General features: G+C 30.2%; 15 protein-coding genes and 1 riboswitch. Of the genes, 13 read left to right on the forward strand and 2 right to left on the reverse strand.

Features of this window, described 5'->3' with window-relative positions:
* The first annotated feature begins 30 nt into the window (after nucleotides 1–30).
* Nucleotides 31–128, forward strand: a riboswitch (purine riboswitch).
* Between the two features lie 349 nt (nucleotides 129–477).
* Both guaB and guaA read left to right on the forward strand, forming a co-directional pair.
* Complete coding sequence (guaB, locus tag G9F70_RS03155) at nucleotides 478–1,932, forward strand: IMP dehydrogenase (RefSeq protein WP_164945204.1); 1,455 nt, start codon at nucleotides 478–480, stop codon at nucleotides 1,930–1,932.
* 34 nt (nucleotides 1,933–1,966) lie between these two features.
* On the forward strand, nucleotides 1,967–3,499 hold the full coding sequence (gene guaA, locus G9F70_RS03160) for a glutamine-hydrolyzing GMP synthase (RefSeq protein ID WP_164945205.1): 1,533 nt from the start codon (nucleotides 1,967–1,969) through the stop codon (nucleotides 3,497–3,499).
* 167 nt (nucleotides 3,500–3,666) lie between these two features.
* Here guaA and G9F70_RS03165 read toward each other — a convergent pair whose 3' ends face one another.
* The gene (locus tag G9F70_RS03165) at nucleotides 3,667–5,220 is read right to left on the reverse strand and encodes a GxGYxYP domain-containing protein (RefSeq protein ID WP_164945206.1); all 1,554 of its coding nucleotides are present in this window, start codon (nucleotides 5,218–5,220) and stop codon (nucleotides 3,667–3,669) included.
* Nucleotides 5,213–6,145, reverse strand: a complete 933-nt coding sequence (locus G9F70_RS27425) for a fused DSP-PTPase phosphatase/NAD kinase-like protein (protein ID WP_164945207.1) — start codon at nucleotides 6,143–6,145, stop codon at nucleotides 5,213–5,215. Before G9F70_RS27425 ends, G9F70_RS03165 begins: the two co-directional genes overlap by 8 nt.
* Before the next feature lie 206 nt (nucleotides 6,146–6,351).
* Here G9F70_RS27425 and G9F70_RS03170 point away from each other — a divergent pair, with 206 nt between their 5' ends.
* The 11 genes from G9F70_RS03170 to G9F70_RS03220 all read left to right on the forward strand — a co-directional run bounded on the left by G9F70_RS03170 (nucleotide 6,352) and on the right by G9F70_RS03220 (nucleotide 16,508).
* Nucleotides 6,352–7,746: a L,D-transpeptidase family protein gene (locus G9F70_RS03170; protein WP_164945208.1), complete on the forward strand. Its 1,395-nt coding sequence runs from the start codon at nucleotides 6,352–6,354 to the stop codon at nucleotides 7,744–7,746.
* Nucleotides 7,747–7,887: 141 nt separating this feature from the next.
* Complete coding sequence (locus G9F70_RS03175; RefSeq protein WP_164945209.1) at nucleotides 7,888–8,304, forward strand: hypothetical protein; 417 nt, start codon at nucleotides 7,888–7,890, stop codon at nucleotides 8,302–8,304.
* Between the two features lie 213 nt (nucleotides 8,305–8,517).
* Entirely contained in the window at nucleotides 8,518–10,536 is a 2,019-nt protein-coding gene (locus G9F70_RS03180; protein WP_164945210.1) for a hypothetical protein, read from the forward strand.
* A complete protein-coding gene (locus G9F70_RS03185) occupies nucleotides 10,529–10,837 on the forward strand; it encodes a zf-HC2 domain-containing protein (RefSeq protein WP_164945211.1) in 309 nt (102 codons plus the stop codon). The genes G9F70_RS03180 and G9F70_RS03185 overlap by 8 nt, the downstream gene beginning before the upstream one ends.
* Before the next feature lie 19 nt (nucleotides 10,838–10,856).
* A complete protein-coding gene (locus tag G9F70_RS03190; RefSeq protein WP_164945212.1) occupies nucleotides 10,857–11,378 on the forward strand; it encodes an RNA polymerase sigma factor in 522 nt (173 codons plus the stop codon).
* Nucleotides 11,375–11,683: a zf-HC2 domain-containing protein gene (locus G9F70_RS03195; RefSeq protein ID WP_164945213.1), complete on the forward strand. Its 309-nt coding sequence runs from the start codon at nucleotides 11,375–11,377 to the stop codon at nucleotides 11,681–11,683. The genes G9F70_RS03190 and G9F70_RS03195 overlap by 4 nt, the downstream gene beginning before the upstream one ends.
* A gap of 213 nt (nucleotides 11,684–11,896) precedes the next feature.
* Nucleotides 11,897–12,451 carry an RNA polymerase sigma factor gene (locus tag G9F70_RS03200; protein WP_164945214.1) on the forward strand — a complete coding sequence of 185 codons (555 nt, stop codon included), beginning with the start codon at nucleotides 11,897–11,899 and terminating at the stop codon, nucleotides 12,449–12,451.
* Nucleotides 12,444–13,205, forward strand: coding sequence for a hypothetical protein (locus G9F70_RS03205; protein ID WP_164945215.1), 762 nt, complete (start codon nucleotides 12,444–12,446; stop codon nucleotides 13,203–13,205). Before G9F70_RS03200 ends, G9F70_RS03205 begins: the two co-directional genes overlap by 8 nt.
* Before the next feature lies 1 nt (nucleotide 13,206).
* The gene (locus G9F70_RS03210; RefSeq protein WP_164945216.1) at nucleotides 13,207–14,100 is read left to right on the forward strand and encodes an ABC transporter ATP-binding protein; all 894 of its coding nucleotides are present in this window, start codon (nucleotides 13,207–13,209) and stop codon (nucleotides 14,098–14,100) included.
* A gap of 4 nt (nucleotides 14,101–14,104) precedes the next feature.
* Nucleotides 14,105–15,358 carry a hypothetical protein gene (locus tag G9F70_RS03215; protein ID WP_164945217.1) on the forward strand — a complete coding sequence of 418 codons (1,254 nt, stop codon included), beginning with the start codon at nucleotides 14,105–14,107 and terminating at the stop codon, nucleotides 15,356–15,358.
* Between the two features lie 16 nt (nucleotides 15,359–15,374).
* Nucleotides 15,375–16,508: a hypothetical protein gene (locus tag G9F70_RS03220; protein WP_164945218.1), complete on the forward strand. Its 1,134-nt coding sequence runs from the start codon at nucleotides 15,375–15,377 to the stop codon at nucleotides 16,506–16,508.
* Nucleotides 16,509–16,607 lie beyond the last annotated feature (99 nt).

Below are 16,607 nucleotides of genomic sequence, written 5' to 3' on the forward strand. Positions count from 1 at the left end.
TCTCAAACATTTACTATTATTAATAATAACTTTAAAAACAATAGCGTCACTCATATATCCCTTGAATATGGCAAGGAGTATCTACGGTCAGCCGCAAATTGACTACTATGAGTAATTTTAGTATGAGCTTACTTTAGGCATGCTAATTTTACTTTAGTCAAAGTAGGATTGGTATGCCTTTTTATGCTTTGCAGCTTATGTAGAGTTGTGAGTGCAAAATTTTATTTTGCAGTCACAAAACTATACAAAGAGAGAATATTAGTAGCTCTCTATAGCTTAGCAGCTCTTGCTAGATAGCTTTAAACTTTTAATTTACCCCATATTTTAAGAGTTTGAAGCTATCATATTTTAAAAATCTGGTATATATAAGTATTTTTATGCTAATTATAAAGGTGAACTACTAATATCCTAAATGGATATGAGTCTTACACCTAATTTTATAAATTTAAAATAGAATTCTGAAAGGATGTTGATTAAATGGCAAAGATACTAAAACAAGCATATACATTTGATGATGTATTGCTAGTTCCAAATAAGTCAGAGGTATTACCTAGAGATGTTAGCTTAGTTACTTACCTTACAAAAAAAATAAAACTTAACATACCTCTAATTAGTGCAGGTATGGACACTGTTACTGAGTCTAGAATGGCTATTGCTATGGCTAGAGAAGGCGGAATAGGGATTATACATAAGAACATGAGTATTGAAAGACAAGCCGTTGAAGTTGACAGAGTAAAAAGACAAGAAAATGGCGTAATTACAGACCCTTTCTTTCTATCACCAGATAATCTTCTAGAAGATGCACTAGCATTAATGAGTAAATATAGAATATCAGGAGTTCCAATTACAACAAAGGGTAAATTGGTTGGAATAATTACTAATAGAGATATAGTTTTTGAGACTGATTATAGTAAAAAAATTAAAGATATAATGACAAGTGAAAATTTAATTACTGCATCAGAAGGAACAAGTATGGAAGAGGCTAAACAACTTCTTAAAAAACATAAAATAGAAAAATTACCTTTAGTAGATAGTGAAAACAATTTAAGAGGACTTATCACAATAAAAGATATAGAGAAGACTATAAAATTCCCTATTGCTGCAAAGGATTCTAGAGGAAGATTACTGTGTGGGGCAGCTGTTGGTGTAACTTCAGACATGATGGAGAGAGTAACAGCCTTAGTAAAGGCTGGAGTAGATGTAGTAACTCTAGATACAGCTCATGGACATTCTTTAGGAGTAATGGACGCAGTAAGGAAAATAAAATCTGTTTACCCAGAACTTCAAATAATAGCAGGAAATATTGCTACGGCGCAGGCAACCCGCGATTTAATTGAGGCAGGAGCTGACTGTATAAAAGTAGGCATAGGTCCTGGATCAATTTGTACTACAAGGATTGTAGCTGGAGTAGGAGTTCCACAACTCACAGCAGTTATGGACTGCGTAGAAGAGGGAAATAAATACGGAGTACCTGTAATTGCAGATGGTGGCATAAAATATTCAGGAGATATAGTTAAGGCCCTAGCCGCGGGAGCTAAAGTAGTTATGATGGGATCTATGTTTGCAGGATGCACTGAAGCACCAGGTGAAATGGAAATCTATCAAGGAAGAAGCTATAAGGTATATAGAGGCATGGGTTCACTAGCTGCTATGGCTTGCGGAAGCAAGGACAGATATTTCCAAGAAGGAAATAAAAAGTTAGTGCCAGAAGGAGTAGAAGGAAGGATAGCATTTAAAGGAGACGTTGTAGAAACTATATATCAGCTGATTGGTGGTATACGTTCAGGAATGGGGTATTTAGGATCAGCAACTCTAGAACAATTATTTGAGACTTCAACCTTTGTTATTCAAAGCTCAGCAGGACTAAGAGAAAGTCATCCACATGACGTACACATTACAAAAGAAGCACCAAATTATAGCGTAAATAACTAAGAAAAAACCTTAAGCCTACAAGGAGGAAAAAACATTGAATAATAGAGAATTAATTTTAGTAGTTGACTTTGGTGGTCAATACAACCAACTTATTGCAAGAAGAGTTAGAGAAAACAATGTTTACTGTGAGATAATACCATACACATTTTCTGTGGAAAAAATAAAAAATATGAATCCAAAAGGAATAATATTCACTGGCGGTCCTAATAGCGTATACGCCAGCGGTGCTCCAAAAGTGGAAAAAGAAATATTTGAGATGGGTATTCCTATTTTAGGAATATGCTATGGTGCTCAATTAATGGCACAGTCTTTTGGTGGAGAAGTTATAACACCTGATGTTCGCGAATATGGAAAAGTAGAAGTTGACCTATGCAAAGATGCTATTATTTTCAAAGCAGTAGAAGAAAATCAATGCTGGATGAGTCATACAGACCATATATCTAAAGTACCAGAAGGATTTGATATAATAGCAACTACTAAAGATTGTCCTGTAGCTGCTATGGCTAATGTTTCTAAAAAGCTCTATGGAGTTCAATTTCACCCAGAAGTAAAACATACTCTTTTTGGTGAAGAAATGATTAGAAAGTTCTTATATGATGTATGCGAAGTTAAGGGTGATTGGTCAATGTCATCTTTTGCAGAAGAAAAAATAAAAGCTATAAAAGAACTAGTTGGAGATAAAAAGGTGCTTTGTGCTCTTTCTGGAGGAGTGGATTCCTCAGTTGCTGCAATGCTTGTACATAAAGCCATAGGAAAGCAGTTAACTTGCGTATTTGTAGATCACGGTCTACTCAGAAAAGATGAAGGAGACCAAGTTGAAACAATATTCAAAGGCGAATTTGATATGAATATAATAAGAGTTAATGCTCAAGATAGATTCTTAGGTAAACTTAAAGGTATAAGTGATCCAGAGCAAAAGAGAAAGATAATTGGAGAAGAATTTATAAGAGTTTTTGAAGAAGAATCTAATAAACTCGGACAATTAGACTTTCTTGTGCAAGGAACAATATATCCGGATGTAGTTGAAAGTGGTACTGCGACTTCAGCTACTATAAAGAGTCATCATAATGTTGGAGGACTTCCAGAAGATATGCATTTTGAACTAATAGAGCCACTGCGTGAATTATTTAAAGATGAGGTTAGAGCGGTTGGAGAAGAAATTGGAATTCCTCGTTACCTAGTATGGAGACAGCCATTCCCAGGACCAGGTTTATCTATAAGAGTACTTGGAGAAATAACAGATGAAAAATTATTTATAACTAGAGAAGCTGATGCGATATTCAGAGATGAAGTAGCTAAAGCGGGACTAGAAAGTGAAATATGGCAATACTTTGCATGTCTGCCTGACATCCAATCCGTTGGAGTTATGGGAGATGAGAGAACTTATTGTCATACAGTTGCTCTAAGGGCTGTAACTAGCTCAGATGGAATGACTTCAGATTGGGCTAGGATACCATATGAAGTATTAGATAAGGTATCTAGAAGGATTGTTAATGAAGTTAAAGGGGTAAACAGAATTGTTTATGACGTAACATCTAAGCCACCTTCAACTATTGAGTGGGAATAAGATAAAGAATTATAAACCTAGCAATATCAATAAAATGTTATAAAAAAGAGTATCTATGATATTTTCTATAAAGAGAAATGTCATAGATACTCTTTTTGCTTTTTAATAATTAAATTGCTAGATAGATTTGGGCGTAGCTATGAGGATATAATGAGACAATGGAATAACTACTGCTTAACATTCGTCTTTATAAGTTCCATAAATGTATCAGGTGTGACTACTCTCACTTTAGAATTTTCCTTTAGCTTATTTACAACTCTTTCAATATTACTAAGGCTTTTGCTCCAAACATGAACATAAACAAAGGTATAACTATTAGCATTATTAATATCTACTTGCCCAGAGTTAATCCGTTTATTAATATTTTCCACTAACTCATTTTCACTTTCCAGACTATCCCAAAGTAAATCTCTACAGGACACTATAGGCTTATTATTTGACCAAATAATTTCTCCATGATAGTTGTCATGTCTATGATAATCAAGATAAAACAGTCCGCGAATATTAGGCTTAATAGTAAATTTACTCCAAAGCTCATTATTGTGAAAGGAGGAGTCATCAATAATTGCTATATAGCTCTGATCTACCTTTTCCATATAATCATTTAATCTATTAATATACATTCCAAGCGTATTCTTATCAAATTTACTTGGGTACATATAGCCATTTCCAGATGGTGGTACTATAAAATAATCATTATTAGAACCATGGGCTGCACTCTCATAATATAAGTTAAATACAGTAGGCGCTAGGTAATATAAGGATGGACTTAAGGACCAACCCAAATTGAATTTACCTTTATAAGGGGAACCATACCATTTGTGAGAACCATAATTAGTTCCAAGGTCCCACTGCTCATTATCTCCATCAGACATAATAAATGTTACATTATGAACATTTTCTTTACTTAGAACATTCATTAACGTTTTTTGAGCCATTGGTAATGAAGGAAATGAACTTAAAACAGTTAGATTATAAGACCAATCTGCAGGAACCATACTAATACCATATTTTGAGGTTGTACTAACATTAATAAATTCATCTGGTCCCCAACCGAGGCAAATGGAGTCATTTTCCATGGAAGAAAATATTTTATCGCGAAGAGATGTATCGCTAATTTTATCCTCATAAAATACTAGTGATTTGGTCATTATGGCATAATCTCTTAACGCGGAAACTTTGCCTGGAGATAACTCAATTACTATGGAATGGTTGAGTCCAGAATCCCATAAATTATTGTAAGCCCAGTCTTCATCTGTGTTCCTACAGTCACCTTTAATATTTGTAATACCATAGGCGCGTGCTTTATCTTGGATAACTTCATCAACTGCAATGCAATTATTTAATGAGGCAAGTGAACAAGCATTATTTATTGAGGGATCTTTCAGAGATTTATTATTATAAAGTACATATCCATCTATATAATCTTTAAATATATCTAATAATCTCCATGGCTCTGAGACATTTTCATATGAAATTCCATATCTATTTTTTAAATCATCTAGCCATATTTGATAATCTGGTTGTGAGGAGTTAAGTGTATATATTTGAGATGAGGAATGACTATTAACCAAGCCTTGAAGAGTAGCTATCATTGCTTTTTCACTAGGCGTCATTGAGTTTTGAGAAATAACATATAAATAAGTTGGAATTGTAGGATTTTTTATATAATTATTAGTATTCAGAGTTTTTTTAAAGTCGCGCCATGTAATATTAATCATCACTACTCTCCTTACAGTATTTATAAAAGTTTTGCAAAAAATTAATTCTTTCATTATTGTTAAAAGATTTAATATGACTCTCATCAAAATTTGCTAATAATAGTTGCCTATTTATAATATCATCAGCTGCAACTTGGTGGGAGTTTTTAAGCATATCATACATAATCATGAAGGTAGTAGTTCTTCCTATTCCTTGTTTGCAGTGAAAATGAAGCCAGGTATTTTTAGGTTGTATCTTTACTAACGCAACAAAGTAATCGACCATGTCATCTGATGGCACCTTCCCATCAGTAACGGGGATGCGAATATATGATAGTGATTTAGAATTAACAAGATAATCTTCATCTTCAACTTCTCTTGGAACTATAGTTATATTGGGATGATTATAATAAGTAATAGGCACACCTAATTTAATACTACTTAGTTTAATATATTCGTCTAATAAAACTTGACCCATTGTTAAACCTATGTTAGCATCATTTCTTGCATTAGCCCAACTAACAGGAGTTCCATTAATAAATCCGTGTGATTCTTGTCTTAAGTCAATAACTGTTATAGGTAATGAGACCCCTATACTATCTATTATAAGAGGTAAATTGAACTTGGAAAATTGTTGACTACCAGAAATGTTTAATGTGTTTAATCCACTAAGATTTAATTCTTTATTGCTTTGCGTATTTATTAAATCAGAAGATTTACGAAAATGTTTTGGCATGTCATTGTAATTTTGAGAATCGGAAGCGAGATTTGTATTGTTTTCATTTAAGGCCACTTCAGAAGCCTGGTTCATTCCACTTTTTATTTCTCTAGGAGATATGTTTTTATCACAACACCTTATCATATTGGCAAACATAATTTCATTGTTCACCTGCATATATTTATTTAATTTCAGCATGTTATAGAAATAAGGATACCTGGTATACATATAAAACCTCCAAAAAATATAATATTACAATATATTATGCTAAAGAAATGTTTTGGTACTGGTTCCAAATTAAATCTATGTTTGAAGTAACAGATAAAAACAAATTTCAGAATTACTATCTACATATTTAGTTTTAAAATCAAAAATACAAACATATTATAAACTAGTTATAATATTTAAATTTTAGATGAAAGGTATAAATCGGTATGAAGAATGTTGATATAAAAAAGCTTTTTAGAAGCAAGGGGATAGGAAATGTTATTATTTTCATAGCTTCAATTTTACTAATATATTTAATTATTTCCTTATACTTTTCTAAGCATTTCTTTTTTAATACGGTAATAAATGGTGTAGATGTGTCATTAAAAGCACATGAAGATACAGAGGATACAATTAGAGGATATGTTATAGATTATAAGTTACAGTTAGCAGAAAGAAATGGGGAAATAGAAGAGATAATAGGAAGAGATATAGGAATGGAGTACAATGAAAAAAATAGTATTTATAAAGTTTATCCGCGGCAAAGCTCTTTTAAATGGATAATTTCATTACTAAAGGATCAAAAATATTATGTTGAAGATTTATTTGTTTACAATAAAGACAATTTAGAAAATAAGATAAATGGATTAAATTGTTTAACTACAGATATTATAGAACCTAAGAATGTAAGCTTTAAGTATATAAATGGTTCCTATAAAGTCATTGAAGAAGTATATGGAAATAAGATAATTAAAGATCAATTATATGAAGATATAGAAATGGGCATATTAAAAGGAGTAAGAAAATTAGATTTAAATGAAGCCCTTTGTTATGAAAATCCAAGGTACACTTTAAGTTCTTATAAAGCACTTGTTACTAAGAATTTACTAAATGAGTATGTGAAAGCAAAAATCACTTATAAATTTGGGAGTGAAAAGGAAATATTAGATGGAAATATAATAAATGAGTGGCTTAGTATCGATAAAAATTTAGAAACGGTTATAAGCAAAATAGCAGTTATGAAATATGTTAAAAAATTAAGTAAAAAATATGATACCGTTGGAATTGCAAGAAAATTTAAAACCTCTATGCGGAAAATAGTAGAAGTTAGCGGTGGACTTTATGGATGGGAAATTAATCGTGAGGCTGAAACAGAAGCATTATTAGAAAATATAAAACTTGGTAATGTATTTGAAAAAGAACCTATATATACTAAGAAGGCTTTATATAGGGCCGAAAATGAAATAGGCAATACTTATGTAGAAGTTAATATAACAAGGCAGCATTTATGGTTTTATAAAAATGGAGAGCTTATAACACAAGGTTCTATCGTCACAGGGAATCCAAATAGAGGACGTTCTACTGTCCTTGGAACTTATATGCTTAATTACAAACAAAAGGGAGCAACATTAACTGGACCTGGTTATGAAGCTCCAGTAACTTATTGGATGCCTTTTTTCGGGAATATAGGAATACATGATGCAAGCTGGAGATATTCTTTTGGAGGAGAGATATATAAGAGAAGAGGAAGCCATGGATGCATAAATGCTCCAATATATTTAGCTAAAGCAATTTTTGATAATATAGAAGAGGGAACTCCGATTATTTGTTATGAAGAATAAAACTATTTATAAGAAGATGATTATAAAACATAATATATATTAAAGTATGGCATAATAAATATATAAATATTAGGTAGCAAACTGAAGAATGTATTTAAAAAGTATTTAAAAACGAATATATATTTGAAGGGTGTGTGAAAAATGAATAAATTAGAAAAACTAATAGATGCTGGATATAAGGTGAAAATCCAATCAAGTTCTAAATTTTGTTTAACTTTAGATGATGAAACACCTTGTATGAGCTTTAATTCGGATAGCATAGAGGAAGCTATTGATTCAGCTTATGACTTTGTAAAAGAAAAGAAAAAAGTAGCAAATAAAACTGAAACAGAAGAGCAAATAACAGATTATAAAATTATAATTGATGTACCACAAAAACAAGAACTAAAAATTGATGAAGATATGCTTAATGGGGAATTTAAGACCACAACTACTATTAGATTGTATTCAGAAGTTTGGGAGCAGTTTAAGGATTTTACCCAGACATATAAAGACTATAAAAGCATGGATTTAGTTAGCATGGCACTTCTAGAATATATTGAGAAATATAAAGAATAATGTATAAAAATAGATATTCAACAATTAGTAATTATTATATAAAGTGGTTTGGCTTAGGCTGAATCTTTTTTTTATGCTTTAACCTCCTATGGTTGAATATTAACTTACTAAATTGCTATTTTTGTAGTGTAACTTTTTTTTGATTTTTGCGTCTATATATAAGAAGCTTCGAAAAAAATTAATATCAATAAATGAAAAGGAGATTTTATATATATGGCATTCTTACAAAAAGTAATGGAGCACTTTCAAAACTTAGTTATATTAAGTGATTTTTCAATTAAGTTAATAGGGATATGTCTTGTTTTAACGGCTATATTCTCCCTTTATTATCTGTTTTTCAAATCACAGCTTTACGAAAAATATATGCCTTGGTTAGGTGTAGCTATAAGAGTTTTAATGTTTATAGGGTTTACAATAGAATTTGCTCATCACGCTAAAATAAGCCCGCTAATGGATTATTCTGAAGGTAAAGAGTATGCCATGGTTCAGCTTTCAAAATATGTATTCTTTGCCTATATTCTTGTAGTTGGGGTTTATGATGTTCTTATAATAGGTATAAATAAATTCAGAGGCTTTTTTTACAGTTTCGATATAGCCATGGTAAGTATACCTGTTGTATATGCGTTTACCTCAGCAGCAATTTATTTACCAAAAGAAGGATTTGATTTAACCAGTCTTTTATATTTAGGACTGCTGATTATTATGGTTTTAATGATTTTTCTGTTTTTTCAAGTCTACTGGAAACAAAACATAAAATGGTATGTTATATTTTTTCTAGTGGCAATTCCCGAAGTAAGTATTTTATTTTATTTGAAATCTGAATTCCCTTATGCTCTGGCTATATTTCTATTATTGCTAGGACTATATGAATGCTCAAGGCATATAGTGGAGCACATAAAAGTTAAAAGTACAAAGGCTTTATGGAATGGGTTAAAGCTATGTTCATCAACATTTATTTTAGTAGTTGTTATATTTGGATTAACCTTTTGTGGAATTAATCCAATAAGAAGCAATGAGAGTAGCACGGTTTACATGTTATTCAACAAAAATATCAAGTTAGCTACAGTGCAAGAGGCTGAAAAGGCAGCTAGAACTGCATTAGGAGATGATAAAAGTAAATTTGCATTAAATTCAGTAACCTCAATGGATTTTTATAATTTTTTCTATATTATTCTAGGTGACTATAAAGTGGATGTCAGTGAGGGTACAGGAAAAGCATCTCAGATTCATAATAGTAATCCAAAGAAAGCTAAGGAACCCGGTACATTAAAACTTCATGAAGTTAAGGATAAAACAATTTATTTTTTAAAACAATGTGGCTACACTTATGAAGCTAAAAAAACAGAAATGAATATTCAAGAGAAAGATAATAAATATGAAGTGCTAATTAAAAATAAATTTTCTAATGGTAAATCAGATAACTTAGAGGATTCAAATAATCTACAAATTAGTTGGTTTAAAAATGGAAAACTTAGTGATATGCTTGGGTTTGGTAACTTACTAGATTTAAAAGATTATAAGGAAATTAAAATCAATGAAAATGTAATTGAAAAAAGTATAAGCACATGGTATGGAAAGCTTGGAGAAAAAATCCCAGCTTATGCATTAGACGGTTCATCTGGTTTCATATCTTATTGCAAATATAATACATTGAATATAATCTGTGATAATGGTAATTATCTAATGTTAGATATTAAAGATGGTACTGTGCGAAGTTTTCAGCGTGATAGACGAAGTAGGGTAGCTTTTGATAAAGTCCTATACGAAAAGTATCAAGACAAAGCCCTAGAGTTGTATGAAAAAATAATTCCAAACAATGATAAAAGTAAATATATACTTAATACTAAAGATAATGGATATGCTTCCTACTCATTTATAAATGAAGACGAAGGAGTAATTTGTGAAATAGATATCAGTCTAGATAATCATGGTAAACTTAGTTCTTATGGACAATTTAGCTATGGAAATAGAAGGGTATACAACGAAAAAGAATTTAAAGTTTCCCAAAATCAAGCCCTTAAGCTAGTAACTAATAAATACAAATTCTTTAATATATATACCAAAAGAGCTAAACTTATTGAAGAATTACAGCCCAGTGGTGATACTAAGCTAAAGTGGATGGTCGTTATAATGCCTTATATGAGTAGTGAACATCATATATATTTTGTTGATGTAAATAATGGAGAGATTAATGCTCTTCAAAACTATAGGGGAGGGTTAAGAAATGAATAGAGATAAAAATATATGTTCTGCATTTAAAGACTTATATCCTTCCTATATAGATGGAATGGTTGAGGATGAAACAAGGCTGTGGATGGATAGGCATATACAAGAGTGCGAGGATTGTTGTATATGGATAAAAAGTTACAAGGGAGACAGTGATCTTAAGGAAACCAGTCATATTATCCAGGTGGATACTTCAACATTTGAAGAAGATAAAAAAGCAATAAAAAAGGCTAGAATATTTATAGCACTTGGTTTGGTAGCAGTAATAATGCTGGCCATATGGACATCAATATGGATATTCGTATGAAGTATAGGAGTGCAATTTTATGAAGGAGCAAGTAAAGACACTAGAGGATATTTATAAAAAACATAGGGTAGATATTTATAAATATTTATATTACCAAACAACTAATTGTCATGTTTCCGAAGAACTTTGCCAGGAAGTGTTTTTAAAGGCATTTAAAGGACTTAGTTCTTATGAGGGCAGGTCTTCTATAAAAACTTGGATCTATAGCATAGCACATAATGTATATGTATCCTGGTATAGAAAAGAGATAAAAATCGAGAGTGTTCCCTTGGAGCAAAATATAATTAGTTCTTTAGTGGCAATAGACGGTAACCCAGAAGCTATTATAGAAAACAAAGAAAACACTGAGCAAGTAACAAAAATTTTATATAAATTAAAAGAGGAATATAGAACAGTATTAATTCTATGTGAACTTAATGAACTATCCTATGAGGAGATAGCGAGTACTTTAAATTGGAATTTATCTAAGGTTAAGATTACTATTTATAGAGCCAGAATTCAGTTCAAAACATTCTTTGAAAAAGAAGGTGATTTACTGTGAAGTGCAGTGTAATTAGAGACTTGCTACCGCTTTATGAAGAAAAACTATGCAGGGCAGAAACCGTTAAGTTAGTAGAAGAGCATCTAAAAAACTGTTCTGAGTGTAAAATACTTTATGATGATATGCATGAAGATATTGGACTCAAGGAAGTTGTAGGATTAGTTGAGCCTGTAGATAGTTATAAACTTGATATAGAGCATGAATTTTGGATGAAATATTATGGCAATCTTATATTAAGGAGTGTGGCTATTTTCTTAATGGTATATATAATAACTATTTCTATTGGTATGATTTTCAAAATGTGAAAAACAAGTATAACCACCCTTTACGAAGGGTGGTTATACTTGTTTTCTAAATGAATATATAATTATTTGAACTAGTATTTACATTTTAACAATTTTCAACTTTTATATCCTACTAACAATAAATACTAATAATATTAATATTTTAAAACTATTTGAACTGTTATTACGAATATATGAATAGAATGCTTAGAAAGTGAGAGTTAGTGGTGAAATATGGACAAGCAAAAACAATGGATTAGGCAGATTAAGTTAAAATCAAATGAAGTTGCAGCAAATGAGCTTATTTATAAATACTATAAAGAAATATATGCCTACATATATAAACAAACATTAAATAAAGAGCTATCTATGGACCTTACACAGGAAATATTTATAAATATGTTACAATCCATAAGCAATTACGATGAAGGCAAAGCTGCATTTAGAACTTGGCTGTATAAAATAGCAACCAATAAGCTTATGGATTATTATCGCTCAAGAAACTATAAATACAATACTATAGTGATGTCTATTAATGATTATGATTTACATGATACTGAGGATTTTACAATTAATATTGAGAATAAACAGGAGGCCCAAAATATTATAAATATAGTAAATAGGTTTGATGCCTCTTCGCAGCTAATTCTTAGACTTAAAATTTTTGCACAGTACACCTTTTTAGAAATATCAGAGGTGCTTAATATATCTGAATCTACAGTAAAAACAAGGTATTATTCAATAATTAAAAAAGTTAAAATAATTTTAGGGGAGGACAAAAATGGATAAACATGAGCCTTATATAGATTTTCCAGATGATAGTACAATAAAATTTCAAATAAACAGTATAGTAAACAAAGGGCTTAATCCCCAACAATCATTTTATTCTTATGTAAAAAACATGTATAAACAAATAGGTATAAGAAATTTATTTCATGACATAACAGAGATTGTTTTCGCAGTCGTAATTATTCTGTCGGTTCTAGTTTTTATATCTATTAGCTCTAACATTCCAAAGAATATAGAAAATGGAAGTATATATTCTTTTATTTTTGTGCTCTCACCTATTTTATATTTAGTTATATCCTTAGTATCTTTTATAAACACAAAGCAAAAGGATACCTATGATATAGAAATGACCTGTAAATATAATATATATCAGTTAGCGGCCTTTAGAATGCTTGTGTTTAGTGTTTTTTGCATCACTTTTAATATTTCATTTCTTTATTTATTATCTGCACTTTATAAACAAATAAACTTCCTACAAGCTTTCATGATTTCAGTTACTTCTCTGCTGTTATTTTCAATAACTTTTTTATATATAATTTTTAAAATGCATTCGAAATTTACAGTATTTTTTGTAATATTTGCTTGGGTAATTATAAACTTAGGAGTAGCCATATTTAGCACAGAAATTTATAATATGTTTCTAAATGAGATTCCTATTTACATATATTTGGTTGTAACTGTTACTTGTTCATGTGTTTATATTAATAACCTTAAAAAACTTATTACTTTTAAAAATATAAAAGGGGTGATTTAAAATGCTAGTAGTTAACAATGTTAGTAAGAATTTCGGAGATTTTTGTGTGCTCAAAAATATTAATCTTGAGTTTGTCAATGGTGTTTATGGTTTACTCGGACCTAATGGTGCGGGTAAAACCACGCTGATCAAGATGCTTACTACACTCATTTTCCCTACCAATGGGGATATACTATACAATGGTACTGATATAGTAAAACTAGAAGAGAAATATCGTGATATATTAGGTTATCTGCCCCAAGAATTTGGATATTATAAAAGCTATAGTCCTAGACAATATCTGATATATATATCAGCACTAAAAGGTATGGATCATAGTAATGCTAAAGACAAAGTAGGAGAGCTTTTGAAACTTGTTGGACTTGAAAATGTAGAAAATAAAAAAATGAGAAAGTTTTCTGGAGGGATGATTCAGCGTGTAGGCATAGCTCAAGCAATGCTAAATGACCCTAAGATTCTTATTTTGGATGAGCCTACTGCTGGCCTGGACCCAAAGGAAAGAGTGCGATTTAGAAATCTACTTTCAGAACTATCAAGAGACAGAATAGTTATTCTTTCAACTCATATAGTATCAGACGTGGAGTCCATAGCAAATGAAATTATTATGATAAAAGATAAGAAAGTGCTTTATAAAGATAACATCAGAAGTATTTGCAAAATAATTCAAGGGTATGTTTATGAAACAGAAATCGAGTTTGACCATGCTCAGGGCTTTAGAAAACAATATTTATCATTATCTGAGAAACAAGAAAATGGAAAGTTAGTAGTTAGGTTTATTTGTGAAGAATCCATTGGTAATGAGTCTACTCGTGATAATTGGAGGGCTGTTTCAGCAAACTTAGAGGATGTATTTCTCTATGTTTACCAAGATGAACCATTAGTACAGGAGTCATAGAGTTATGCGTATAAAATTGTATGAACTTAAAAAGGTGATTAAGTCCCCAGTTGTAATTGGATTAATAGCTATATTTATTGCTTTTAATATTTTTATTATATTCAGTAATACACATCTCATAAGTGAATTAAAAATTTTGAATAAGATTGTAGACAAATTTGGTTATAAAATAAGTGACAAAATGATGGATGACTTTGGAGTATATTATAATGAGCAGCTAAAGAAGTTAAATAGCATTACTTCAGGAAAGACTTCTAAAACCTATGAGTCTGCTGCAATGCTTTTAAATGATTATAAGCAAGTTGATATTTACAAAAAAGAAGATCTAGAATTTTTTAATGAAGTAAGAGTTATAGAAAACTATTATTATACTGCAAAAGATATTGATAAAAACTACAAGAATATTGATATAGTACAAATTGGAGAGTCTGGAATAACTATGTGCGGGCTTAGTGGTAAGGCTGCTGCTACAGTAAGAACGCAGTATTCAAAGCTATCTAAAAGATTTGACAAATTAAAAGAAAATGGCGAATATGAGAATTTATTTTTCATAGGAAAAGCTTATAAAATGCATACATTGCTCTTTAAAACTTTGTTTAGGGCTTTTATTTATGAAATAATGATTTTAGTTGTTCTTATTACAGGATATCTGACTAACTATGAGTTTGAAAACAAGACTCAATCTGTAGTATATGCAACCAAGAGAGGAAGAAAGCTTGATATAGATAAATTTTATGTATCTATATTTTCCAGTATACTGGTTGCCACAATAATTATTGTTATTTCACTTGTAGTATATTTTAGTGTAGTAAGCTATTCTGGGCTTTGGGGTGTGCCTATAAGCAGTGGATTCAATTGGGAGTATGGACCGTATATATCTTGGTGGAATATGTCGTTTGCTAAATATTTGTTTTATTGTATTGGGCTTGTTTATTTATGTGAAATACTTTTTACTTGTATTACTTTTATAATATCAAGTTTTATAAAAAACAGCTATATAGTTTTCTTTGCCTTTGCCATAATATTTGGAATAGCCCTAGTTATACCAGGTGTTATGCCAGTTAACAGTAATGCTGTTTTCCTAGCTTACGTTACCCCTTTTGCACTTATCTCAAATCCGTTTTTGTGGTTTATGGAAAAAGGTCCTTTTGCTACTTTTAAGTATTATGAAGTTATAACAATAGCTGTATGGTTAGTGATTCTCTTAACTATATGTGGCATATGCATAAGAAGATTTAAAAAACAAAATCTGTATTAGGGAAAGGAAGTATATCATGAGGATAGTTTTTAATGAGATAAAGAAAATTTTTAATTTTAAGATGGTTATTATGATTATGTTTATTAGCTTAATAATGTATTATCTATTCATAAGTTTTGATTTTAAATATTTTCCTAATGGAAGACCAGAAAAGGACAATTATAAAATAAGTATTCAAATGTTAAAGGATTATGGGTCTTCTATGGATAAAAAGGAATTTATAAACTTTAAGGAACTATACAATAACCAGATTCAGGAAGCAGATGAGTATCTTAAGGCTAGGCCAGAGTTTGCATCCGCAGGAATAAATACCTATAAAAAATTCAAAGGAATAGATAGGAATAATGAGAAGTTATATAAATTACACGATAAAGCTTTTGATGAGGATAAGGTAGATATATTCTGGGAGTTACAGACTCGAGAGGGGTTAATAGAAGAATATGAAGGAATTGAAAATAGATACTCTAATTTAAATAAAAATCAAATAAAAAGATATAATGAAATAGTTAAAAATGATTCTATAACATCGATACTTCCATATTTTGTTTTTGAAAATTATAATAGGTTAATAAAAAATGTAGCAATGCTTATAGTCTTAAGTATAATATTTATGATTTCACCTATTTATATAAAGGATAGTATGAATAAGGTAAATTACCTCCAATATACATCTAAGACAGGAAGAAAAATATTTAAAAATAAGCTGGTTTCGGCGTTAATATCAAGCTTTATAATAATAAGCATACACCTTGCTTGTTTTTTCATATTATATTCACATAATAAAGTAGGAATGTTTTTAAATTCTAGCATAAATTCAGTTTTTAACAATAGTTTATCCTGGTATAATATTAACTTTGTGCAATATATAGCACTTACAATAATAGCAATATATGTTTTAGGCTTTGCTGTTACTTTAATAGTAACTTTTATTTCAAGAATAGCGCCTAATTACATAACTATTATAGGAGTACAAGTGCCAATAACTTTTATTATCATAACTATGTCTTCTAAATACCTTATGGATAGGTTAACAAATATTTGGTTTCCTAAATATTTTTTACCTTTAGCTTATTTCATCTTAGTTTCTATTGGATTGATACTTATAAATATTAGGTGCAAAAAAGAAAAAGTGGTAGATATTATTAATTAAATATTTATTTTTGATATTTAAAGTCCCAAATGGAGAAAAGAATAGATGTCATGAATACTTTGCAAAATAGTATTCATGACTTTTGCTTTATATAAAACC

This window comes from Clostridium sp. FP1, assembly GCF_011065975.2.
In the GTDB taxonomy this organism is placed as follows: domain Bacteria; phylum Bacillota; class Clostridia; order Clostridiales; family Clostridiaceae; genus Clostridium_AD; species Clostridium_AD tagluense.

Bases quoted from the DNA above. Each gene is read 5' to 3' on its own strand.
- G9F70_RS03220 (WP_164945218.1), top strand. From the start codon at position 15,375: ATGAGGATAGTTTTTAATGAGATAAAGAAAATTTTTAATTTTAAGATG.
- G9F70_RS03205 (WP_164945215.1), top strand. From the start codon at position 12,444: ATGGATAAACATGAGCCTTATATAGATTTTCCAGATGATAGTACAATA.
- G9F70_RS03215 (WP_164945217.1), top strand. From the start codon at position 14,105: ATGCGTATAAAATTGTATGAACTTAAAAAGGTGATTAAGTCCCCAGTT.
- G9F70_RS03175 (WP_164945209.1), top strand. From the start codon at position 7,888: ATGAATAAATTAGAAAAACTAATAGATGCTGGATATAAGGTGAAAATC.
- G9F70_RS03185 (WP_164945211.1), top strand. From the start codon at position 10,529: ATGAATAGAGATAAAAATATATGTTCTGCATTTAAAGACTTATATCCT.
- G9F70_RS03170 (WP_164945208.1), top strand. From the start codon at position 6,352: ATGAAGAATGTTGATATAAAAAAGCTTTTTAGAAGCAAGGGGATAGGA.
- G9F70_RS27425 (WP_164945207.1), bottom strand. From the start codon at position 6,145: ATGTATACCAGGTATCCTTATTTCTATAACATGCTGAAATTAAATAAA.
- G9F70_RS03180 (WP_164945210.1), top strand. From the start codon at position 8,518: ATGGCATTCTTACAAAAAGTAATGGAGCACTTTCAAAACTTAGTTATA.
- guaB (WP_164945204.1), top strand. From the start codon at position 478: ATGGCAAAGATACTAAAACAAGCATATACATTTGATGATGTATTGCTA.
- G9F70_RS03200 (WP_164945214.1), top strand. From the start codon at position 11,897: ATGGACAAGCAAAAACAATGGATTAGGCAGATTAAGTTAAAATCAAAT.
- G9F70_RS03165 (WP_164945206.1), bottom strand. From the start codon at position 5,220: ATGATTAATATTACATGGCGCGACTTTAAAAAAACTCTGAATACTAAT.
- G9F70_RS03190 (WP_164945212.1), top strand. From the start codon at position 10,857: ATGAAGGAGCAAGTAAAGACACTAGAGGATATTTATAAAAAACATAGG.
- G9F70_RS03210 (WP_164945216.1), top strand. From the start codon at position 13,207: ATGCTAGTAGTTAACAATGTTAGTAAGAATTTCGGAGATTTTTGTGTG.